Here is a 22,026-nt window from a genome sequence, read left to right as displayed (position 1 = left end):
CCTTCTGCTCTCGCGCCGATCTCCTGCGCTCGCCCTGCAACCACGACATTGTGCGCTTACCCAGCCCCCGCAGACGTCGCCCCCGTAGGCTGGAAACCGTGGCGCGAAGCATTTACATCATCTCTGCCGAAGGACACTCCGGGAAGTCGACGGTGGCCCTCGGGGTCCTCGACACCCTGAGTCATCAGATCGAGCGGATCGGGGTGTTCCGCCCCATCGCACGGTCCACCACGAAACCCGACTACGTGCTGCAGCTGCTGCTCGAGCATGACGGCGTCGACCTCGCCTACGAGGACTGCATCGGCGTCAGCTACGACGACGTGCACACCGATCCCGAGGCGGCGCTCTCGCGCATCGTCCAGCGGTACAAGCACATCGAGGCGCAGTGCGACGCGGTCGTGATCCTCGGATCCGACTACACCGACGTCGGCAGCCCGACGGAGCTCGGCTACAACGCCCGGATCGCCACCAACCTCGGCGCACCCGTCCTCCTCGTGCTCGGCGGTCGCGCCGGTCAGGGTGCGGGGGAGCAGCTCGGCCAGTCCGTCGCCCGCACGCCCGACGACATGCGCAACATCGCCGAACTCGCCCTGGGCGAACTCGCCGACGCACACGCCCAGTTGCTGGCGGTGGTCGCGAACCGTGCCGATCCCGACAAGCTCCTCGAGATCACCGCCGCGATCAGCGACGCCATCCACCCGAACGGTTCCGCGAACGGTTCCGTCGTCGCGCCGGCCGGCCACGCCGCCGGAGCCGCGATGGTCCCCGTCTGGGCCATCCCCGAAGACACCTTCCTCATCGCCCCGACGATGGACAGCATCCTCGAGGCCGTCGACGGCACCCTGGTGAAGGGCAGCGAGGAGCTGCTCACCCGCGAGGCGCTCGGCGTCGTCGTGGCGGGCATGTCCATGGTGAACGTGCTCCCGCGCATCACCGAGGGATCCGTCATCGTCATCCCGGCAGACCGCACGGAGGTGCTGCTCGCCGCGCTCATGGCCAACGCCTCCGGTACGTTCCCGTCGATCGCGGGCATCGTGCTCAACGGTGGGTTCCCGCTGCCCGAGGTGGTGGAGGAGCTCATCTCCGGTCTCGGTGAGATCCCGCCGATCGTCAGCACCGACCTCGGCACCTACGACACCGCGGTCCGCGTCATGAACACCCGTGGTCGTCTGGCTGCCGACTCGCAGCGCAAGTACGACACCGCACTCGCACTGTTCGAGCAGAACGTCGACGCGCCGCTCCTGCTCGAGCTGCTCAACGTGGCGCGCGCCGACGTCGTGACGCCCCTCATGTTCGAGTACGGGCTGCTGGAGCGCGCGCGGTCGAACCGCAAGCACATCGTGCTGCCGGAGGGCGACGACGACCGCATCCTCCGCGCGGCCGGCACCCTGCTGGCCCGTGAGGTCGCCGACCTCACCATCCTCGGTGAGGAGATCGAGGTGCGGTCGCGGGCCATCGAGCTCGGCATTGACCTCAGCAAGGCGACCATCGTCAGCCCCTTCGACGCGGTGCTGCGCCTCAAGTTCGCCGAGGAGTACGCCCGGTTGCGGGCCCACAAGGGCGTCACGATCGACATGGCGAGCGACGCCGTCACCGACGTCTCCTACTTCGGCACGATGATGGTGCACCTCGGGCTCGCCGACGGCATGGTCTCAGGCGCCGCCCACACGACGGCGCACACGATCCGGCCGTCGTTCGAGATCATCAAGACGAAGCCCGGCGTCTCCGTGGTGTCGAGCGTGTTCCTCATGGCGCTCGCCGACCGCGTGCTCGTCTACGGCGACTGCGCGGTGAACCCCGACCCGACCGACGCCCAGCTCGCCGACATCGCGATCTCCTCGGCCGAGACGGCGGAGCAGTTCGGGATCGAGCAGCGCATCGCGATGCTGTCGTATTCCACCGGTGACTCCGGTGCTGGTGCCGACGTCGAGAAGGTCCGCTCGGCGACACGGCAGGTGCGTGAGCGTCGGCCCGACCTCCTCGTCGAGGGGCCGATCCAGTACGACGCCGCTGCCGACGCCGCGGTGGCCGCGACGAAGATGCCCGACTCGCAGGTCGCCGGCCGTGCGACGGTGTTCATCTTCCCCGACCTCAACACCGGCAACAACACGTACAAGGCGGTGCAGCGTTCGGCTGGCGCCGTCGCGATCGGTCCGGTGCTGCAGGGCCTCAACAAGCCGATCAACGACCTGTCGCGTGGCGCGCTCGTGCAGGACATCGTCAACACCGTCGCGATCACCGCCATCCAGGCGCAGGAACAGGAATAGGTCCAGACACACATGCCCACCGTCCTCGTGGTGAACTCCGGTTCCTCGTCGTTCAAGTACCAGCTCATCGATGTCGAGACGGAGCGGACGCTCGCCAGCGGACTCGTCGAACGCATCGGCGACGCGACGGGTGCCGCCGAGCACCGGTCCTACCTCCCGGACGCCGCCGGCGCGACGACCCCGCCCATCGAGGAGCGCTGGGTCATCGAGCGTGAGATCCCCGACCACACAGCCGGGTTCCGGGTCATGCTCGACGCGTTTGCCGAGCACGGGCCGTCACTCGATGAGCACGCGCCGATCGCGGTCGGTCACCGGGTGGTGCACGGCGGGAAGCGCTTCTTCGAGCCGACCGTGGTGACGGACCTCGTGAAGATCAACATCGAGGACATCTCCGAGCTGGCGCCGCTGCACAACCCGGCGAACCTGCAGGGCATCAACGCGGCGCAGGTCGCGTTCCCCGACGTCCCGCACGTGGCGGTGTTCGACACGGCGTTCCACCAGACCATCCCGGCTGCGGCGTACACCTACGCGATCGACGCGGAGCTCGCCGCGAAGCACCGCGTGCGTCGGTACGGCTTCCACGGCACCTCGCACAAGTTCGTGTCGGAGGCTGCGGCGGCGTTCCTCGACCGCCCGCTCGGTGAGCTGAAGCAGATCGTCTTCCACCTCGGCAACGGTGCGTCGGCGTGCGCGATCGACGGAGGCCGCTCGGTCGACACCTCGATGGGCATGACGCCCCTCGAAGGACTCGTCATGGGCACGCGCTCCGGTGACCTCGACCCCGCGGTGCTGTTCCACCTGCATCGCAAGGCGGGGCTCGGGTTCGACGAGCTCGACACGCTGCTCAACCGCCGCAGTGGTCTGCTGGGGCTGTCGGGTACCGGGGACATGCGCGACGTCACCGAGTCGGCATCGAAGGGCGACGAAGCGGCGCAGCTCGCGCTCGACGTGACCGTCCACCGCTTGCGGCACTACCTCGGGGCGTACCTCGCGGTCCTCGGCGGTCTCGACGTGGTCGTGTTCACCGCCGGTGTCGGCGAGAACGCGCCGCTGATCCGCGCGGGTGCGGTGCAGGGGCTCGAGGGGCTCGGCATCATCCTCGACGAGGACCGCAACACCGAGCGTGGGCGTGGCATCCGGGTGATCTCGACGGACGACTCCCCGGTAACCGTCCTCGTCGTCCCCACCAACGAGGAGCTCGAGATCGCCCGCCAGACGGTCGCCGCATTGGCGTAGCCGCGAGTCGCCGACCCTTCGGCCCCTGAGCACCTCCTCTGGTCCCTGAGCACCTCTGCCGGCCCCTGAGCTTGTCGAAGGGCTCACGGGCTGACCTCACGCTCCTGTCCCCTCTGCGGAGGACAAAAGAATCAGTGGTTCCCCCTATTAACTTTCCCTGGGAATCCGCTTAGTCTCAGAAAACCAACAGGTACGTCGCGCCTGTCGGACCCCTAGACGAAAGTACTCAACTCCGTGAATTTGAAGACGTCACGCCGCACTGCGGCTCTCGCCACCGGCCTCGCAGTTGTCGCCGGATCCACGCTCCTCATCGCCGGACCCGCTTCCGCAGCGGAGATCCAGGTCACTGCAGATCAGATCGCTCCGAACGAGGCGACCTACGCGGGCTGGCACGAGGGTGTCGACACGCCCGGTGCCCCGGCCGTCCTGAGCGACGCCGGCCTCACCATGACGGGTGACTCGCAGATCATCTACGGCTTCAACAACACCGGCGGTGTCCCGGTCGCGGCTGGCGGCTTCCTCGAAGCAGCGGCGAGCATCAGCTACGCGTCTGTCGAAGACGACCTCTACTTCCAGATCCCCGTTTTCGCAGACGGCACTTCCGACACCTTCACCACCCTGCGTCCTGTGGCGCCGGGCGTCGAGAACCTCGGTGGCGACTGGGTCGTCAGCCGGAACGTTCCGGGTCTCGCGACCGACGCGACCTACACGCCGGCAGAGCTCAGCGAAGCGCTCGGCGACTTCAACCTGCTCGCGTTCGGTGTCTTCGCCAACGCCGGCACGATCGACACGCTGCAGTCGGTGACCTTTGGCGCTGACACGTACAACTTCGCCGCCCCGGTCGTCGCTCCGGTCTTCGACCCGAAGGTCCTCGTCGACCCCGACACGATCTACTTCTCCGACGTCCGCCCCGGCGGCGCCGGCTTCAGCGTGACCGTCACTGGCTTCACCCCGGGCGACACCCTGTCGTTCGCCGTGACCGACCCGAACGGTGAGATCTTCGGTTCCGCCGACGGCGCCAACACGGTCATCGCTGACGAGACCGGTGGCTTCGCGGCTTCGGGCCTCACCCTGCAGGGCGAGGGTATCCAGGTCGGTACCTACACGTTCACCGTGACCGACACCGCCGGCAACGCTCGCGCTGACTCCATCGCCGTCATCGCCGACCCGGTCGCCGCTGGCGCCCCGGCCGTTCCGACGCTGGCTGACACCGGTTCGGACTCGGGTGTCCTCGTCGGTGGCGCTGCCGCGCTGCTGCTCCTCGGTGCTGCAGGCATGCTGTTCGCAGCTGCTCGTCGCAAGGGCGCGCAGGTCACGGCCTAGTCTCACCTTCGAAGCCCCGTCCTCGACTCCGGTCGAGGGCGGGGCTTCGTGCTGTCGCTGAGGCGAGGAAATAAGTGGTTCCCCTAATTACCTTTCCCTGTGAGTTCCCTTAGTCTCAGAGAACCAACAGGTGCATCGTGCCTGCCGGACCCCTAGATGAAAGTCCTCACCTCAGTGAAATTGAAGACGTCACGCCGCATCGCGGCTCTCGCCACCGGCCTCGCAGTTGTCGCCGGATCCACGCTTCTCTTCGCGGGCCCTGCGTCCGCATTCGACTACCAGGTCACCCCGGATCAGCTGCAGGGCAGCATCGACCCCGCGACCGCAACCGGCTGGTACGAGGCTCTCCCGGCCGATCAGGTGGGCGCGCCCGCTGAGATCACCGACGCTGGGCTCGTGCTGACCGGCGACTCGCAGATCATGTACGCGTACGATGCCCCGAAGGCCGCCACCATCCCGTTCCAGACGCTCTTGACCTCCGCGGGCTTCGTCTCGTCGGTCAAGTCCGCGTACTTCCAGGTGCAGGTCCGTGTCGTGCCAGGAGATGTGGACTCGACCACCACCCTGAGCGCTTCGCTCGCGGGTCCTGCGAACATCCCCGGACCACCGTGGCAGGCGAGCACCGACGACCTTCCTGGCCTGGCAGCGAACACGCCAGCGTCGATCGAAGAGGTCAGTGCCGCGCTCGGTAACGACTACGAGATCCTCGGTTTCGGTGTGAAGGTTGTCGCGGGCAGCGACGACGTGGTTCAGTCGATCACCTACCTCAACGACACCTACACCTTCGCTGCTCCGGCACCCGCGGTCCCGACCGTGCTCGTCGACCCTGACACGATCTTCTTCTCCGACGTGCGCCCGGGCGGCGCTGGCTTCAGCGTGAACGCCTTCGGCTTCACGCCTGGCGACACGCTGTCGATCGCGGTCACCGACCCCAATGGCGAGATCTTCGGCTCTGCCGACGGTGCCAACACGATCATCGCCGATGAGAACGGTGGCTTCGCAGCTTCGGGCCTGACCCTCGAGGGCGAAGGGATCCAGGTCGGTACGTACATCTTCTCGGTGACCGACACCGCTGGACGGGTTGCTGCTGACTCCATCGCCGTCATCGCCGACCCGGTCGCCGCTGGCGCCCCGGCCGTTCCGACGCTGGCTGACACCGGTTCGGACTCGGGTGTCCTCGTCGGTGGCGCTGCCGCGCTGCTCCTCCTCGGTGCTGCCGGCATGCTGTTCGCAGCTGCTCGTCGCAAGGGCGCGCAGGTCACGGCCTAGTCTCACCTTCGAAGCCCCGTCCACGACCCCGGTCGAGGGCGGGGCTTCGTGCTGCCGCCGGGGCGCTGACACTTCGACAGACACAGCGACCGTTCCCGTTCCCTGAGCTTGTCGAAGCGCCCACGGATGACTCCTGCGACCGGTTCGGTTCCGCGTGGCGCACTTCGACAGGCTCAGCGACCCGTACCCCCCCGTTCCCTCACCTTGTCGAAGGGTTGTCCGTGGTGCATTTCGACAAGCTCAATGACCGGTCTCCGTTCCGGAGCGCTTCCCCCGGTCCCTGAGCCTGTCGAAGGGCAAGGTTTCTCGTGTGCGCTTCGACAAGCTCAGTGACCGATACCGCCCCCCGGTCCCTGAGCTTGCCGAAGGGCACACGGGAGACTTCCTGGCTCGAGCGCGGCGGGGAGGAAGGCGGAGCGGCAGCTCCGTTGCTGCACTCCGCCCGGTCGCACGTGCCGGGACCGCTTGGCCCGGGCCATGCGCGCCGGCCATTTGCGCGTTCGGGTAACGAAAATGACCGGAAACAGTGCTTCGGAGCGTCCGGCGGCGTGGATTGGTTTGACGTCGAGATAATCGTCCGGTCGTGCTGAGCGCGTCACGCAGCGCGCAGCCTCGGCTTGCCGCCGCGTCGCGGGATGCGATGCGGGTCGATGTGCGCGGGCGGGATGAACCAGGGCACGTGGTCGCGCACGATGACCTCCCATCCGTCGTTGTGGATGCGATGGTGATGGAAACTGCACAACAGGATGCCGTTGGACAGGTCGGTCGGTCCGCCCCGTGACCACCAGACGAGGTGATGGGCCTCGGTATACGACGGTGGATGGGTACAGCCGGTCCAGGCGCAGCCACCATCGCGCTCAGCGAGGGCGATCTTCTGGTTCTTGGTGAACAATCGTGTGCCGACTCCGAGGTCGAGCACCTGGGACGGCCCGCCGAGCACCATCGGGATGATCCGGCCATCGGCTGCCATGCACCGTGCGGTGCCGGCGGAGATCGGTTCGGAGACGCCGTCGATGTAGGCCCTGCCGTCGGACCACTGGCCGTCGTCGGCCAGATCGGGTTCGTCCATGCGGATGATGAGGGAGACGGGTGCCAGTTCCATGACCGCCGACTCGCAACCCGCGGCGTGACGGAAGACCCCGACGAGGGCTTCCACGCGGCGTTCGTCCATCGTGCGGGTGTCGGGCATCTCTGCCGGCGGGACGTAGGCGTCGTCGAGCGGATCCGCGGAGGGCAGCTCACCGCTGGTCGCTGCCGCCGCGGCCGTTTCATCGGAGGGATCGACGAACCGGACCTGCCGCAGCTGCTTGCCGACGACGGCGTCCATCGTGGCGCGGACCCATCCCGCCGCCTCGGGCGCGAGGAAGGCGCGGAGCTCGGTCATGCCGTCGGGGAGTTCGCGGAGGGTGCAGCGCTGTTGCCTCCGGAGCGCGATCTCGCGCGGCACGGGGCCGTCTTGGTCGAGGCTGGTGCGGACGAGCTTGGCGAGGCTGTTGACCTCGGCGAGCGGTGCACCGTCGCAGTGCTCGATGCCGGCGCTGACGGCACGGTGGACGCGTTCGTCGTCGACACCGGAGCCCACCAGTCGCAGCTCGCGCAGCAGGATGCCCGCGCCCTCGACACTGAGTGCGGACCGGACGAAGCGGGATGGGGCGGCCGTCTCGTCGTGGTCGACCGTGCACGTCGGGTTGTCGCCTTCGGACAGCGGCAGGCAGTGGGTGTCGGCAGCGCGCCGGGGTTCGATGGCGGCGGCGATCTCGGGGCGGTCGCACTCGATGACGTCGCCGGTGAGGGCGCGCTTGGGGGTGATCGCCTGGGCGACCGAGGTGATCGTGGCGGCGCGTCCGCGAGGGATGCGCCAACGTTCCGAGAGCATGACGGCCGGTGTCGCGTACCCGTGGCTGCGGGCCAACGGGTCGTGGCCGACGATGCCGCCGCGGGAGCGCTCCGACACCGAACCCATGACGCGAGCGGCCAGGACTTCGACCACGTGCTGCACGGCACCCAGCTGGTCGAGGACGCGGACCACGCCTGCGTCGTTCATGCCGGCGAGTTGCTCGATGGCGTCGTCGCCCGGTCGGATCGGGTCGAGCGCGCCCGACCAGGTACGGAGGAGCTCGGACACCGTCTCGCGCAGCGTGCCCAAGGGGTCGGCGGAGACCGGACCGAGGGGATCGCGTGGGCTGCTGGACATGGGACCATCCAAACATGAGCCACTGACATTCGAACGCCGACCGATTCCACCGCTGATCTGGGATATTTAGCCAACGTCTGTTGCGTTCAGATGCCTCGCCGGGCTCTGCGAGCGGCGAGGGAGTTCTCGCGTGGCCCGCGTACACTCGCCATATGCGCCCCCTCGCCGACCGTGAGCGTGACCTCCTGGTCGCCCTGATCGCCCGCGGAACGGAGCCGGGTGCCGACCGGGCCGTCGCCGCCTCCGATCGAGAACGGTGGGCGGGACAGCTCCCGGGCGTCATGGTGCACGGGACGTGCGGCTGCGGCACGTGTCCCTCGATCGACCTGACTCCCGACAGCGGCGATCGGCCGACCCCGACGCGTCAGACGGTCCTCGAGGCGAGCACGTCGAATGCGTTCCTCCTCCTCTTCATCGAGGACGACCGGCCGACCTATCTGGAACTCGCCCCGTTCTGCGATGAACCGATCACCGAATTCCCGCCGGTGGAGGACGTCCAGTTCTGAGGTCGCGCGTCGGTGGGCTCGCACCTCTCGACGGGGGTCGCCACCCTTCGACAGGCTCAGGGACCGTAGGGGGCTCAGGGACCGGGAAAGGTGCTCGGGGACCGGGTGGGGTGCTCGGGGACAGGGAGCGGTGCGAAAGACCGAAGCCTTCGCATCCGTCACGATCCGGTTCGGTCCCTGAGCCTGTCGAAGGGCACCACCGCCCGAATCAGTCCCGCGTGCCGAACAGGCCTTCGCCGTGCTTCGTCAGCACCTCGTACGCGTCGGCGTAGTTGTCCGGCAGCGGGGCGCCGGGCTCGTACTTCGCGAGGAGGATCCCGATCAGTCCGAGTGCCGGCGGCGTGAGCGGTCGCTTGCGGTCCTTGTCCTTGTCGGTACGGGCGTTCGCCTCGGGGTTCGGCGGCACGTAAGCGGGCGTCACCGTCGGCCACAGCACGGGTTGCCTCGGTGAGGTGAGGTTCACGGCGTTGAAGATGCTCGTGGCGGTGCGGTCGCGTTCGGTCAGCGGGTCGAGTCCGTGCAGCTCGGCGAGGGTCTTCATGAGTGAGCCGTGATGCATCTCCTCGTTGATGACGCTGCCGGCCTTCGTGTACGCGGAGATGACGATGGTCGGCACCCGCAGTCCGAGGCGGTCGAAGGTGAAGCCCATCTCGCCCGCCTCCGGCTTGCCAGACGGCGGGGTCGCCTCAGGTGGCGCAACGTGGTCGTAGATGCCGCCGTGTTCGTCGAAGGTGACGAGCATGACCGTGTTCATCGCGTTCGAGCCGGTGGTCGACGCCCCGTGCTTGATCGCCGTGTAGACCTCGCCGAGGAGTTGCTCGCCGGCGCGCATGTCGGAGTAGGCGGAGTCGAGCTCCGGGTCGAGGTCGTCCCGGCTCGGGTTGTCGGGGCGGACGACCGGCGGGTGCATGTCGTTGTGGTCGAACACCATGCGTGGTTCGACGAAGGCGTAGTCGGGCAGGTCACCGTTGGCTGCGTCCTCGTGGAACTGCTCCATGCTGCGGAAGTTGCTCTTCCAGTACTGCTCGATCGACGGTGCGCTCAGGAGACCGGTGAGGGAGACGACCTGTTGGGCGTCGTAGTAGACGCGCCAGGTCTTGCCGGCCGCCTCGAGCCGGTTGAACACGGTGGGGACGGCAGGTGCGCTCAGCCATTTGCCGATGCCGTCGCCCTCGATGTTGGTGACGTACCCGTGGGAGGTGCTCGCGTGGAAGAAGGAGCGGTTGCAAAAGGTCTGTGAGGGGACCGCCGCATACCAGTGGTCATAGACGCCGAAGTTCTTGGCGAGCGTGGACAGCACCGGCAGCATCTCGGGGGAGAAGCCGCCCATGACGGTGGAGTACTCCTCGGGCGTCGGCTTGCGTCCGCGGGCGAGCGTCGAGTTGACGATGTAGTCCTTGACGAAGCCGTCGTTCTTGGGGGAGGAGGTGTCGGCCGGGAGGTTCCACGGCGGCTGCAGCGGGTTGCGGAGGTCGCCGTTGCTCTCGGGGTCGATGGTGCCGAAGAGCTGCGTGTTGACGTGCGGGTAGAACTCGCCGGGGTCCGGGTCGGGCTGGGCCATGATCTGGTCGGTGGGGCCCGTGTAGACGTGGGCGGGGACGGCTTCGCCGGACTCGCCGGGGTTGCTGTAGTCGCCCTGGGCGAGGCCGTCGAAGGTCTGGCCGGCCGGTTCGCCTCCCGCGGGGTACAGCCATCCGAGCATGTGGTCGAACGAGCGGTTCTCGAACATCACGACGACGACGTGGTCGAACCCCGGTTCGCTGCGCTTGGGGAGCGGCGTGAAGCCGTAGTCCTCCTGGGGGTTGGACGCGGTGGCGGCCGCGATCCCGCCGGCGACCGCTCCGCCCGCTGCGAGACCTGCGACGCCGAAGCCCGCGGCGCGGAAGAAGTCGCGGCGGGAGGTGGGGCGTTTGGGGTTGGGATCCGGGGCATCCTCGGCTGCCGGCGTGGAATCTCTGCCTACTGCCATTCTTGCCCTCACTCTCGACGGCACTACCGTGCTCCCAATAGCGTAGGCCGCTTCGAAGAGATCCACGTGAGAGCGCCGGCGCTTCGCGCTGGCTGGGGGCGATCTTGTGGCCAGGTTGCACGCCGGTGCGAATCCGGTTTGTCAGAGCTCCGCACCGTGAGAAACCGCTGCAGCCGGCTACCCGCCGATGGCTGATAGCACCGTAATTCAACTGCTCGTGCGGTAGCCTCCGGTGACGCAAACGAAACCTGGGGAGTTCCACTTGTCGCGCAATGCCGCTTTGCCAACACTTGAGCTCGTGTTCAACCCCAAGCTCAACGCCTTAAACGCGATTCGTTTGCTTCTTGCCGCGAGCGTCATCGTTGCGCACTCGTGGCCGCTCACCGGAAGAGAGTTCTCGGGACCCCTCATCACGCTCGGGGTGGACGGATTCTTCATCCTGTCGGGATATCTGATTGCGGGCAGCTGGGCCCGTCGGCCAGATTGGCGGGCGTTCCTCCTCGCGCGCGCGCGGCGCATCCTTCCTGGCTTCTGGGTTGCGCTCCTCGTTACCGCTTTCGTGCTGGCGCCAGTCGGAGTTGCGCTGCATGGGGGTAACGGATGGAAGCTGATTTCCTCTGGAGAGTCAATTTCATACGTCGCGCAGAATGCGGCGCTCTACATATTCCAACACTCCATCGGGAGCACTCCGAGCGGCGTACCGTACCCGGGCGTCTGGAACGGGTCGTTGTGGACGCTCCAATGGGAGGCATTCTGCTACTTGGGGCTGCTTGCCCTCGGCCTCACCGGGTTGCTCGCGCGCAAATGGGTCGTGCCAGTGCTCACTGTCGGCTGCTGGGCGCTCTACATGGCTCTGCAGGGCCGACTCGATGCAGACTCATTCGTGCTGAGCCGTCTGGCAGACGGCCTTCGGTTTGCCCTGCTGTTTCTAGCTGGTGTCTTGATCTTCAAGATCGGCCGACGATTGCCTGTGACCTGGCCGATCGTTACTTTGGCTGCTGCGTTATTCGTCGGATCCCTGTTTCTGCCTGACTATCGGACTCTTGGGGTTTGGCCGTACGCGTACCTCTTGGTCTCCGTCGGCGCACTGACGAAAGTGCGGTGGCTCACGATGAGGAACGACCTCTCGTACGGTCTTTATATTTACGCCTTTCCGATTCAGCAAGTAATGGCTGGAACAATCCTCGCGAGCTTGCCGGTCGCGGCGTTCGCCGGTCTCGCTGTGGCTTTCACCATTCCGTTGGCTGCGGCAAGTTGGTTCTTCGTGGAAAAGCCGTCATCAAGACTCTTCACCCGACGGAAGCCGGATCTGGCACCAACCGTTGGACCACTGTCGTCTGCGACAGGCGAACCTCGCTAGAGTGCGCTCTCGGTCGCGGCGCACCATGCGCGCTGTGGCGCCCGTCTCGAGCTGCGCGGACGTAGCTGGATGGGCCGCGGAGGCAACCTCAGGCGAGGTGCGCGTCGCGCGGCTGTCGTTTCAGGAGAATGGGGCAGATCGGCCGAGAACGGCGAGGGTATCTATCGGCGTGACTTGAATGCTCGTCTGACCGCCGAGAGCTGAATGAGGAGAACTGTTGCCTCCGCACCGATCTCTCCGAGGAGAGCCCCGAGCGGTCCGAAATGGAAGGCCAGTAGAAGGATTGCTGGAACGCCGACCAGCGCGCCTGCGAGTGCACTGAGGCTGATTGCGCGGATGTTACGTAAGGCGACAAGGGCGATGTTCCCGGTGGCGCGGGACACGCAAACGATGAAAATCATGCAGCCGCCAAGGGCGCTCAGGGTGAAGGATACGGTGACGACTCCCGAGAAGAGTACCGAACTGGCCCACGGGGCTAGCGCCGCAAACACCGCTCCCGCAGCGGCCCCCATGATTGCGTTCAGGAGTATGGAGCGAGTAGCGCGCCTGAGTCTGAGTTCGCGATCTGGCGCACGACCGACCCAGCCCTGCATGAAGTTTGGGATCGATTGCAGGACAGTCAAGGTCATCCGCTGCAGTCGCTCGATCGAGGCAAATACCGCGACCGATTGCGGAGAGACAATGCTCACAAGGGTGATGGGTAGAGCGATGTAGAGAGCGCTGACCGCTCGTCCTGAGAGGGCAACCATCTGGAGGCGGATAGCGATGAGGATCCGACTTCCGCGAACGGTCCGGAAATCACCGAACCTCACTCGTGTCAGCAGGAGCGCCAGGACCGGTGAAGCGACGGATGGAATGAGGATCGCCAGGCCATAGACCAACAGCGGCGCACCGAGGCTGATCGCCACAGTTGCGATGATCACAGCGATGATCCGAGGCAAGGAGTCCGTGATCATGATCTTCGAAGGTGAACCGGTCCCGACGAAGAACCAAGACGCCGTCAGCCCAACTCCGGTTGCTCCGACTGCGACAAGAGCCGCGGCGATCTCGTAGCCCGGCGCCAGTAGCACCGAAACAACTGCAGCGATCGGCCCTATGACGACAAAGGCAAGGCCCTTCGTCGCAAGCGAGGTCGCCAAGATCTGACGCTGATTCGTCGCTCGTGCTCGTGCCACCCTCTGCGGTCCGTTGAGACCCCAGCCCAATTCGACGAGGACGCCGCCGGCTGCGCCGACTGATTGAGCGATCGCGACTGCTGCCCATGCGAGGGCCCCGAAGTTGGAAGTGATCGCGGGTAGCGCGATCAGCGGACTGATCGCGCCAAGCATCGGGAGAACCAGAAATCCGAAGAGTCGACGGAACGTCTTCGCGTTCATCGGCGCTTGTCTTCCGGCAGATGACGTGTCTGTGCGAATCTCATTGCTCGCTTACTGGCCGCCGAAAAGATGACACCACCTGCTCGCAGACTTCGCGGAAAGGCTCGCGGTTGGCCTCAATCGTGAAGAGGTCGAGCGCTTTGCGGCGCGCACGAGAGCCCAGCTCTTGGCGAACGAGAGGATCAGCTAACTTCTCCAACGCGTTGGCAAGGGCAGGCACCGACGATGGTTCAACCGTCAGACCGCCGGACCCCACTGCCCAGGTCATGGGCTCGATGTCGCTCACAATGACCGCGCGACCGGCGAGCATGGCGTCCATCAACTTCGCCGGGAGCTGACCATGGGCGTATCCGTCGTCTTTGCTCGGGATCACGACGATGTCAGCGTTCTCGACCAGCGCGAGGCCCTCGTCGAAGGAGGTCATTCCGACCCACTGCTCCCAGGGCCGAGCGTCCTCGGGTGCTTCGTCGGTGAGCTTGAGCGTGATGCCAAGGTCCTGGCGGTTCGCGACCGCCTCACGCAGGATGTCGACGCCCTTGTGCTTCCGATTCGTTCCGACGAATGCGATGGAGGGCTTGGAGCTGGTGTGCGGTGCGCCGAAACCGCGGTCGTCGCGAACATGGGGGACGACGGGCCCGCCGTAAATGGCTTGGAGGACCGGATTGCTCACGATGGTGTCCGCCTGCAGAGCGAGCCGTTTCAGCTCCGTGTTCTTCCGCACGGCGCTGAATTTCAGGATGCCCTTCGCGAAGCGGCGCAACGGGCGCCGCCACGACAACGCGGCTTCGAGGTCCGGGTCATCGACATCGAGGAGAAGTGGCCGTTGCGCGGCGCGTGCGAGCCGTCTTGCGCGCCCGAAGGACGTCTCCACCGGCTTGACCGCGAGGACCAGGTCGGCAGCTTCGACCGCCGCAAGAAGTTCTGGGTCGTCTTCGTCGACCGTGCGACAGTTCGCGGCAAAGTCCCCGCCGCGGAGTGGACCCCAGATCTCGCCACCGCGTGGTGCGAACACCTGCGTCTCCCAGCCGTTGGCCCGCATGAGCAGCCAGAGGCAGTAGGTGCGTCCAAGTGAGTTCGACGTGATGTCGGGGGTGAAGATCGCGATTCTCATGCGTCGTTCTCACGTCGCGAGAGCTCCGGGAAGCGCAGCCGACCCATACAAGATGCCTTTCAGGGCGAAGCGGAAAGAAACGGCATGATCTCAGCACTGTCCTGAGCGTGATGGTGCGTCTCAGACTACCAACGGGGTACATCATTGAACGTCGCATTGCTCGTTCGGAGCGCCTGTCATTCTGCGAAGCGTCACTCGTGCGCGCGATATCGGAGAGAACTCCCGGGGCCACTGGTCAGGTGAGTCATACTGGACCCGTGAACAATCGCGGGGTGGTCTGGGGGATCGGCGGTGCTATCGCCACTGCGGTCCTCGTGCTTGCCTGCCTTCGTTTTCTCTCACCGGTGATCTCCCTGCTGCTCCTTGGGGCTGGTCTGCTGATCGTGTGGGCGCTGTTCAAGCCGCTCCAAGCGGCGTGCGTCCTCGCCTTCTTGACGGCAGCGTTCCCGAAAGCCGGAATCAAGGTCGACGGATTCCCCTTCCCTGTGTTCTTGTTCGGGCTCATCCTCGCCATCGCTCTCGCCACGATCGCACTCGGATGGAAGCGTCGCGCCCCGACGATGGACATCTTGCTGCTGATCTACCTGGTCTGGGTCCTGTGCCGGGTCGTCGCAGTCGGACTCCCGGCCGGTTTCACACCTGCATTCCAGTTGCTCGCCTGGTCGGCGATCCCCGTCGTCCTCCTCGTCATCACGACTCATCTCAAGGGTGACGGGACGCCCATCCGAAAGAGCTTGGAGCGAGGATTCCTGGTTGCCTGCGTGTACGCGCTCGTCCAGTTCGTCGGTGGAGTCGTCGAGACGGCGATTCCCGGCCTGTCCTACGCACTTGGCGATGACATCCTGGAGAAGAACAACGTCATCTACTCAAGCACCGTCGCCGACTTCTCGAAGATCCCGTCCACCTACCAGAACGGCAATATCTTCGGGCTGGCGGCCGCGGTGTTCTTCTCAGCCGCACTGCTGCGGATCGCGAAGAAGCAATCCAGCGTGCAAGACGTCGTCGTCCTCCTGGGGGCGCTCGCGGCGATCGCGCTTTCTGGCTCAAGGACGGCTATCCTCGCTGCCGCGATCGTGACGCTTGTCGTGTTCCTGCGAGGAGGAAGCCTCAGTCGCAAACTCGCCATCTCCGCCGTGGCAGTGGGCGTCGTGATGACCGTGGTCACGATCCAGCCAGGCTTCATCGAGCGGTATTCCATTGACAACATCCTCGCATCGGGAGGCGCCGGCAGAAGCGATGTCTGGTCGATGGTGTTGTCGCAGCTGACACCGCTCGAGTACTTCTTCGGGATGGCGACCTGGCGAACTCCCGCAGAGGGGGTCATCGGGATGATGATGCAGATCGGCATCTTCGGGATGATCCTGCTCGTCGCCATCATCGCGCGTTCCATCTCTCGCCGAAGCGGCATGTGGGTCGTGTGGTTGACGCTCGCCATCGGAGCGAGCATCGATTCCAGCTACATGCTCTTTCCGACCTGGTTCATCCCCGCAGCGCTCGCGGCCGCAGCGGTGACGGTCCCGGCCCGTGCTGAGGATCAGGTGCAGCTGGCAACGCGGCAGTCGACGTCTTCGACCAGGGCGATAGGCCCGTCCCAAGCTGTGACCCGGACACCCTCGGTCTGAGATTCGCCTCGCCACAGACCTGCCACCTTGATGTCAGGTGACGGCCGGCGGATGCAACCGAGTCTCCTGCCGCGATCAGATCGCCGGGATGAACAACCACCGATCGGCGGCAAGCCGGCCGTCGATGTCAGGAAGGTCAGCTAGTACTGCCGAGCGCACCCGCCGGGACTGGAGGGCGTGGACGACTGCGGACGCTAGGGCGCTTCGCGGAGCGTGAGGTGCCAGCACCTGATGCCCGTGATTCTCGAGCCAGCCAGCTATGCCGGTTTCCGTGCTCGCGACGATCTCGGTTCCGACGCTGAGGCCCTCGACGATCGGAAGGCCGATCTGCTCCTTCCAGTTGGTGAAGGGTTGCGACAGCAGGACGGCCACGTCGGCGTGACGCTGCGCCTCGAAGATGACGTCACGGGTGGGGTCGATGATGACGGTCGTACGCGGAGCGGTCTCCGCCCAGGTGAGCACCACCGCTTCAAGCGGTCCCTTGCCGAGGATCTGCAGTTCGGCGTCCGGTGCGGCGGCCAACACGTCCGACCAGCTGTCCATGAGCTGCCGGATACCCTTCCGCTCGTCAAGCGCACCCACGAACAGCACCTTCGATGCCGGCCCGTCGCTGTCGACGGTGAGTGCGGACGGGTGGGCCGTCGGCAGGCCCCAGATCAAGGTCGTCTCCGGAGGACGACGCTTCATCCGGGCGCCAAGGAGGGCTTCGTAGTTCGTCTCCGCGTCGGCGGTGCCGAAGACGACCCGAGTCAGCGATCGGTAGCAGAATCCGACCGTCAGACGCAGCAGGGCTCGGGTGACGGCAACTGGCAGATGTGTGCTCGCGGCGACCTTTCTCGGCAGGTCGGCATTCTCGATCGCGTAGGTCACGAGCTGGGTCGGCTGACGATGGAACAGTCGGCCGATTCGCGCTGCCATCGAGAGAACCAGGTTCTGCGGCAGAGCGCTCGGAGCGTACGGTTCGACGATCTCCAGCTTCGAGTAGGTGCCTTTGAGAACCAGCGCCGCGATGTGCAGGAATGAGGTCTGTTCGACCCGGACCCCTGCAGGAGCTCGGGTCATATCGAAGTCGTACATCGGTTTCTGATAGAAGAAGTCGCCCGGGGCACTGTCGTGCAGCCGCTCGAGGTGCGTCGTTCGCGCGCCGCGGTAGTACCGGGCGATGGGTCTCTGAGTCATCGGGGCCAAGCGTCCTTCGTCACACGTTCGAAAGCAGGCCGTTCCGTCTGGCGTAGGCCGTCTCGATACGCCAGCCAGAGGTCACCAGCGAAGCGGAATCGGCCTGCGGCGACGCGTTTGCCCACACGCAGCGTCGCGCGGATGGCGGACGCCAGGAGGAAGTGCCGCTGACGCGCAGCGATACGGCCGAGTCCATACGCCGAGTAGAGCTGGACTCGGTCGCCGGCGATGCTGTGCGACGACGAGACCGCATGAGCGACGGTCGCGTCGGGTGCGGTCGCAATCCCGAAACCAGCGGCGCGGGCGCGGTAGCCGAACTCCACGTCCTCCCAGTACATGAAGAAGGTCTCGTCCAGCAGGCCGATCGTCTCCAGAAGTCGTCGGGAGACCAGGACGCACGCCCAGGTCACGAAGTCGGGGCTCGTCGATCCCGCCGTCTCGTCGATCCGCAAGGGGAACCCGATGCTCGGACCGAGCGCCTGGAGCGAGCCGTCCTCGTTGAGGATCGCCGGGCCGACGATCCCCACACTCGCATCGCGTTCGACCGCGGCCAGCATCGCGGACAAAGCCCCCTCGTGCAGCCGCGCGTCGTTGTTGATGACGAGCATGAAGTCTGCGCCAGCGTCGAGGGCATAGCGCAAACCGATGTTGACTCCAGCGGAGAAACCACCGTTCTCCGACCGTTCGAGCAGGACGTGATCCGGAGCGTTCGACGTGTCGAGCGCTTGCCGAAGCGTGCCGTCAGCCTCGTTGTCGACGATGACGATCTGGTTCAGGCCACCGTCCTGTGCGAGCGAGGCGATGCACGCAGTCGTATTCACGGCGTCGCGCCAGTTCAGGACGACAGCGGTGATCGACGGTTGTGGCGATGAGACCGCTTCAGGAAGATCCATCAACGCTCTCGCAGCACGTTCGAGACGATCTCGGCCGTCCGGTCCCAGCTGTAGCTCGCCGCCGGAGCCGTGGCACGGGGCCGCCCAGCGAGTGCTGCGCGGAGGGCTTCGGCCCAGGCCAGGTCGTCGTGCGCGTCACCGACCGGGATCCCCTGTCCGCTCGAGATCTCGGCGATCGACTCGCAGCCCTTCCAGAAGATCACCGGGGTTCCACAGGCGATGCTCTCGACCGCCGGAAGCCCGAAACCTTCGACCAGCGACGGGAAGACGGTGGCGACTGCGCCCCGGTAGAGGTCGGCCAGCTCCGGATCCGTCAGCCCGCTCCGCACCTCGACGCGATCGGCGACACCGAGTTCCGCCGCACGACGCTCGGCGCCCTCACGGTCGTTCATGACGACGACGAGCTTCGCTTCGGGAACGCGAGCTAAGGCGCGGAACACCACGTCGACGTTTTTATGTGCCCGCAGGTTGCCGACGTAGAGGAAGTAGGGCGCGGAGTCTTCGGTGGACGGGGCCTCACCCGGGTGGAACGCCTCCGACAGCCCGTTGCCGGCGTTGACGACCTGGACGCGATCGTCGTCGACCCATTCCTCGATCGCTCGCTTCGACGTCTCAGACACGGTCAGCACCAGTCGGTTCCTGCGGATGATCGGGCGCAGGACGGCCGAATAGTGCGCGAGGTACACGGCACGACGATTCGTTGTCGGGTGCAGATGGATCAGGTCGTGGACGGTCACCACCTGTGGCGAGCGCGCGAGGAAGCCGTTGTAGCCGGGGGAGTAGATCGTCTCGCCGCCGGGTGTCCGGCGCACGCGAAGGAAGTCCTGCGGATCGGACGGCTTGCCGCCGACCTCGAGCGCCGACCACTCGACGCTCAACCGCGGGAGCACTTCGGACGCGTAACGACCGATGCCGTGGACGCCGCTCCACCTGGTGTCGGCAAGGATCATGAGGCGAGGGTCCGATCGGTTCCGTCTGTGCGGGCGGAGTGACCGACCCAGTCCGTGAGCTTGGTGGCGAAGGCAGCGGAGCCGAACAGCGCGTTGACGCGTTCCTGAGCCGGTGCCATGTCGACGAGGAGGGCGCGCTGGACCGCTTCGCGCAGCGTCGCGTCGTCGAGCGCGTCGACGACGACACCGCCGTCGATGGCGAGCACGCTCTCGGACGCGCCACCTTCGGAGAGCACGAGCGCGGGCGTACCCAGGGCCATCGCCTCGACGGGCATGATGCCGAAGTCCTCGACGGCCGCGAACACGAGGAGTGACGCCGCCTGGTAGAGCGCGAAGAGCAGCTCGTCGCTCGGTCTCGTCATGATGATGACCGGCACCGTCGCGGCATCCGCGAGGGCTTGTAGCTCGGCGTGCTGCGGACCAGCGCCCGCGAGCACGACCGGCAGGCCGGCGAGTTCGCCGGCGCGGATGGCGACGTCGAGCCGTTTGTAGTCGACGAAGCGGGAGGCACCGAGGACGTACTCGGACGGCAGGGTCGAGAACAGGTACGCGTCCTCGGCGCTCAGACGGTCAGCCCAAGACGGCACGCTCTGGAGGTACTCGACACGGACCGGCGGGTGGATGACTTCCGCCTCGACGCCCCACGAGCGCTCCATCCGCTGGCGGATGTAATCGCTGTTGGCGGCGAAGGTCGCGCCGTCCTGCGCGCGCTTGCGGTCGACTCGACGGAGTGCGGGGGCGAGGGCCCGCGCCGCGAGGTTGCCGCCACGGACGTCCAGCTCGGGGGCCCAGAGGTATCGAGCAGGCGTGTGGACGTAGACGAAGCGCTGCGGGCCGTCCGATTCCTGCCGTCCGCCGGCGTGATGCGCGAACGCGTGCGAGCTGATGAGGACGAAGTCGGCGGCGGAGACGTCGGTCCGGGCCCAGGTGGTCGGCATGAACGGCAGCGCGGCCGCCTTGCTCCGACGAAGTGGTGTCCGCGCGATCCAGGACTCACTCACGGTGTGGCCGGGAAAGCGGTCTGGCGCGTTACTCCACAGGCAGTGGATGTCGGCGTCGGGATAGGCGGCGGCCATCGCATCGACGACGTTTTCGGAGCCACCGTGCCGCTCGATCCACTCGTGGATGATGAGCCCCGCCATCAGTGGGCTTCCTTGCCCGGAGCCACGACGGCCCGGATGGTGCGCCAGAGGATGATGACGTCGCCTGTCAACGACCAGTTCTCGACGTAGTACAGATCGAGGCGGATCGCGTCCTCCCAGCTGAGCGCGGACCGACCGCTGACCTGCCAGAGGCCCGTCATGCCGGGCTGCACGATGAGGCGACGCTTCGCCGCGGAGTCGTAGAGCGCGACCTCGCCCTCGCGCTGCGGACGCGGGCCGACGAGGCTCATGTCGCCGCGGAAGACGTTGATGAGCTGAGGGAACTCGTCGAGCGAGAACTTCCGCAGGGTGGCGCCGACGCGGGTCAGGCGTGGATCGTTCTGCACCTTGAACAGCGGGCGATCGCTCGTGCCCTGTTGGGCGAGCAACGCGGCGAGCTCGGCGTCCGCGTTCACCCGCATGGATCGGAACTTGAGCATGTTGAAGGGCTCGCCGTTCAGGCCGATGCGTTCCTGGCGGTACAGGACCGGTCCGGGGCTGGTGAACTTCACCAGGAGGGCGACCACCAGCAGGATGGGCGAGGCGACGAGCAGGATGAGGCCGGAGCCGAGGATGTCGAAGGCGCGCTTGGAGAAGCGCTTGCGCCCTTCGTATCGAGGAGTCTCCACGTGGATGAGTGGAAGGCCGGCCACCGGGCGGGTGTGAATGCGCGGGCCGCCGACGTCGGTGAGGCTCGGCGCGACGATGAGATGCTGGCGCCCCGGTTCGAGACTCCAGCTCAATTCGCGGACACGCACCGGCGTCAACTCGTCCGAGCTGGTGATGATGACCGTATCGGCCCGTGTCGCCGCGAGCGCCTCGAGGACGGTGTCCACTGTTCCGGACACGGGGATGCCCGTGTCGCCGAGCGTTCCGCCGATCTTGCCCGTCGGAACGCAGGCACCGACCACTCGATAACCGGCGTCCGTGTTGCGGGTGAGTTCTTTGGCGATGTGCTCGGCCGAATCGGCCGATCCCACGAGCAGTACCAGCGACGCGTAGCGACCGTGGGCGCGCTGCACGGACAGCCACTGGCGCCACATCCACCGTGACAGCAGCAGGACGAGGATCCCCAAGGGGAAGGCCAGCAGGAAGTATCCGCGCGCGAGATCGAGCTTCACGAGGAATGCGATGATCGCGATGATGCCGAACAAGCGGATACTCGCGTCGGCGATGAGCCGGTACTCCGCGTTTCCACTTCCGACCACCCGGTACTCCCGGGTGCCGAAGATGCGAAGCGTCACGAGCCAGGCGACGATGAGGGTGATCGAGATGACGGTGTAGTTCACGACGACGCGTGTCATGTCGAAGCCGACTGAGGTCGTCTCCTGATCGAAATCGAACCAGAACAGTTGGGTTCCGAAGACGATCCAGATGAGGACGATCGCGTCGGTGACCGCGAGGCGCCGGGCGTAGACCCGGCGCCAATCGCGCACGACAACGCGAGCTGGGTCGGGGGGAGTGCTCGCAGGCGTCATTGGCAGCGGCACGGAAGGCTGCGACAGCATGCGGTCTCCGTGGTGGAACACGTAAGTACTACGGGTGACGAGGGAAGAGCTTGGTGCTTCGATACGGGGATGTATCGGGACTGCTGCTGAGACTATCGGTGAAAATGTGCAACATCTGTCC

The 22,026-nt window shown here is 66.2% G+C and carries 16 protein-coding genes; 7 read left to right on the top strand and 9 right to left on the bottom strand.

The genetic code is table 11. The features are described from left to right. Nucleotides 1–98 precede the first annotated feature (98 nt). The 4 genes from pta to BWO91_RS15210 all read left to right on the top strand — a co-directional run bounded on the left by pta (nucleotide 99) and on the right by BWO91_RS15210 (nucleotide 6,095). Nucleotides 99–2,267 carry a phosphate acetyltransferase gene (gene pta / locus BWO91_RS15225; RefSeq protein ID WP_064296374.1) on the top strand — a complete coding sequence of 723 codons (2,169 nt, stop codon included), beginning with the start codon at nucleotides 99–101 and terminating at the stop codon, nucleotides 2,265–2,267. A gap of 12 nt (nucleotides 2,268–2,279) precedes the next feature. After that, on the top strand, nucleotides 2,280–3,503 hold the full coding sequence (locus tag BWO91_RS15220) for an acetate/propionate family kinase (protein ID WP_079003176.1): 1,224 nt from the start codon (nucleotides 2,280–2,282) through the stop codon (nucleotides 3,501–3,503). A gap of 234 nt (nucleotides 3,504–3,737) precedes the next feature. Further along, on the top strand, nucleotides 3,738–4,826 hold the full coding sequence (locus BWO91_RS15215) for a hypothetical protein (protein WP_153303512.1): 1,089 nt from the start codon (nucleotides 3,738–3,740) through the stop codon (nucleotides 4,824–4,826). Between the two features lie 174 nt (nucleotides 4,827–5,000). After that, nucleotides 5,001–6,095 carry a hypothetical protein gene (locus tag BWO91_RS15210; RefSeq protein ID WP_153303511.1) on the top strand — a complete coding sequence of 365 codons (1,095 nt, stop codon included), beginning with the start codon at nucleotides 5,001–5,003 and terminating at the stop codon, nucleotides 6,093–6,095. A gap of 595 nt (nucleotides 6,096–6,690) precedes the next feature. Here BWO91_RS15210 and BWO91_RS15205 read toward each other — a convergent pair. Further along, a complete protein-coding gene (locus BWO91_RS15205; protein ID WP_079003173.1) occupies nucleotides 6,691–8,289 on the bottom strand; it encodes an HNH endonuclease signature motif containing protein in 1,599 nt (532 codons plus the stop codon). Nucleotides 8,290–8,441: 152 nt separating this feature from the next. On the opposite strand from BWO91_RS15205, the gene BWO91_RS15200 reads away from it, so the two are divergent. Continuing rightward, nucleotides 8,442–8,795, top strand: a complete 354-nt coding sequence (locus BWO91_RS15200) for a hypothetical protein (protein ID WP_079003172.1) — start codon at nucleotides 8,442–8,444, stop codon at nucleotides 8,793–8,795. Between the two features lie 208 nt (nucleotides 8,796–9,003). On the opposite strand, the gene BWO91_RS15195 is transcribed toward BWO91_RS15200, so the two are convergent. Further along, nucleotides 9,004–10,764: an alkaline phosphatase family protein gene (locus BWO91_RS15195; RefSeq protein ID WP_079003171.1), complete on the bottom strand. Its 1,761-nt coding sequence runs from the start codon at nucleotides 10,762–10,764 to the stop codon at nucleotides 9,004–9,006. Between the two features lie 298 nt (nucleotides 10,765–11,062). On the opposite strand from BWO91_RS15195, the gene BWO91_RS15190 reads away from it, so the two are divergent. Beyond that, nucleotides 11,063–12,124, top strand: a complete 1,062-nt coding sequence (locus tag BWO91_RS15190) for an acyltransferase family protein (RefSeq protein WP_167620512.1) — start codon at nucleotides 11,063–11,065, stop codon at nucleotides 12,122–12,124. 161 nt (nucleotides 12,125–12,285) lie between these two features. On the opposite strand, the gene BWO91_RS15185 is transcribed toward BWO91_RS15190, so the two are convergent. Further along, the gene (locus BWO91_RS15185) at nucleotides 12,286–13,500 is read right to left on the bottom strand and encodes a hypothetical protein (RefSeq protein WP_079003169.1); all 1,215 of its coding nucleotides are present in this window, start codon (nucleotides 13,498–13,500) and stop codon (nucleotides 12,286–12,288) included. 40 nt (nucleotides 13,501–13,540) lie between these two features. Then, the gene (locus BWO91_RS15180; RefSeq protein ID WP_079003168.1) at nucleotides 13,541–14,611 is read right to left on the bottom strand and encodes a glycosyltransferase family 4 protein; all 1,071 of its coding nucleotides are present in this window, start codon (nucleotides 14,609–14,611) and stop codon (nucleotides 13,541–13,543) included. A 257-nt stretch (nucleotides 14,612–14,868) separates the two neighbouring features. On the opposite strand from BWO91_RS15180, the gene BWO91_RS15175 reads away from it, so the two are divergent. After that, entirely contained in the window at nucleotides 14,869–16,233 is a 1,365-nt protein-coding gene (locus BWO91_RS15175; RefSeq protein WP_153303510.1) for a hypothetical protein, read from the top strand. A 75-nt stretch (nucleotides 16,234–16,308) separates the two neighbouring features. Here BWO91_RS15175 and BWO91_RS15170 read toward each other — a convergent pair whose 3' ends face one another. From BWO91_RS15170 to BWO91_RS15150, 5 genes are read right to left on the bottom strand one after another with little or no spacing between them, the layout of a single operon-like run. Next, nucleotides 16,309–17,412 carry a glycosyltransferase family 4 protein gene (locus BWO91_RS15170; protein ID WP_079003166.1) on the bottom strand — a complete coding sequence of 368 codons (1,104 nt, stop codon included), beginning with the start codon at nucleotides 17,410–17,412 and terminating at the stop codon, nucleotides 16,309–16,311. Further along, nucleotides 17,409–18,305 carry a glycosyltransferase family 2 protein gene (locus BWO91_RS15165; RefSeq protein WP_079003165.1) on the bottom strand — a complete coding sequence of 299 codons (897 nt, stop codon included), beginning with the start codon at nucleotides 18,303–18,305 and terminating at the stop codon, nucleotides 17,409–17,411. The genes BWO91_RS15170 and BWO91_RS15165 overlap by 4 nt, the downstream gene beginning before the upstream one ends. Then, nucleotides 18,305–19,255: a glycosyltransferase family 4 protein gene (locus BWO91_RS15160; RefSeq protein WP_079003164.1), complete on the bottom strand. Its 951-nt coding sequence runs from the start codon at nucleotides 19,253–19,255 to the stop codon at nucleotides 18,305–18,307. Before BWO91_RS15160 ends, BWO91_RS15165 begins: the two co-directional genes overlap by 1 nt. Then, nucleotides 19,252–20,397 carry a glycosyltransferase gene (locus tag BWO91_RS15155; protein ID WP_079003163.1) on the bottom strand — a complete coding sequence of 382 codons (1,146 nt, stop codon included), beginning with the start codon at nucleotides 20,395–20,397 and terminating at the stop codon, nucleotides 19,252–19,254. Before BWO91_RS15155 ends, BWO91_RS15160 begins: the two co-directional genes overlap by 4 nt. Then, nucleotides 20,397–21,875 (bottom strand): sugar transferase, encoded by a 1,479-nt coding sequence (locus BWO91_RS15150; RefSeq protein WP_079003162.1) that lies wholly within the window; start codon nucleotides 21,873–21,875, stop codon nucleotides 20,397–20,399. The genes BWO91_RS15155 and BWO91_RS15150 overlap by 1 nt, the downstream gene beginning before the upstream one ends. Nucleotides 21,876–22,026 lie beyond the last annotated feature (151 nt).

Origin of the sequence: Plantibacter flavus, from assembly GCF_002024505.1 — a bacterium.
GTDB lineage: Bacteria > Actinomycetota > Actinomycetes > Actinomycetales > Microbacteriaceae > Plantibacter > Plantibacter flavus_A.
Note: the sequence above shows the minus strand (reverse complement) of the source record. Positions and strands in the feature narration are given on the sequence as shown.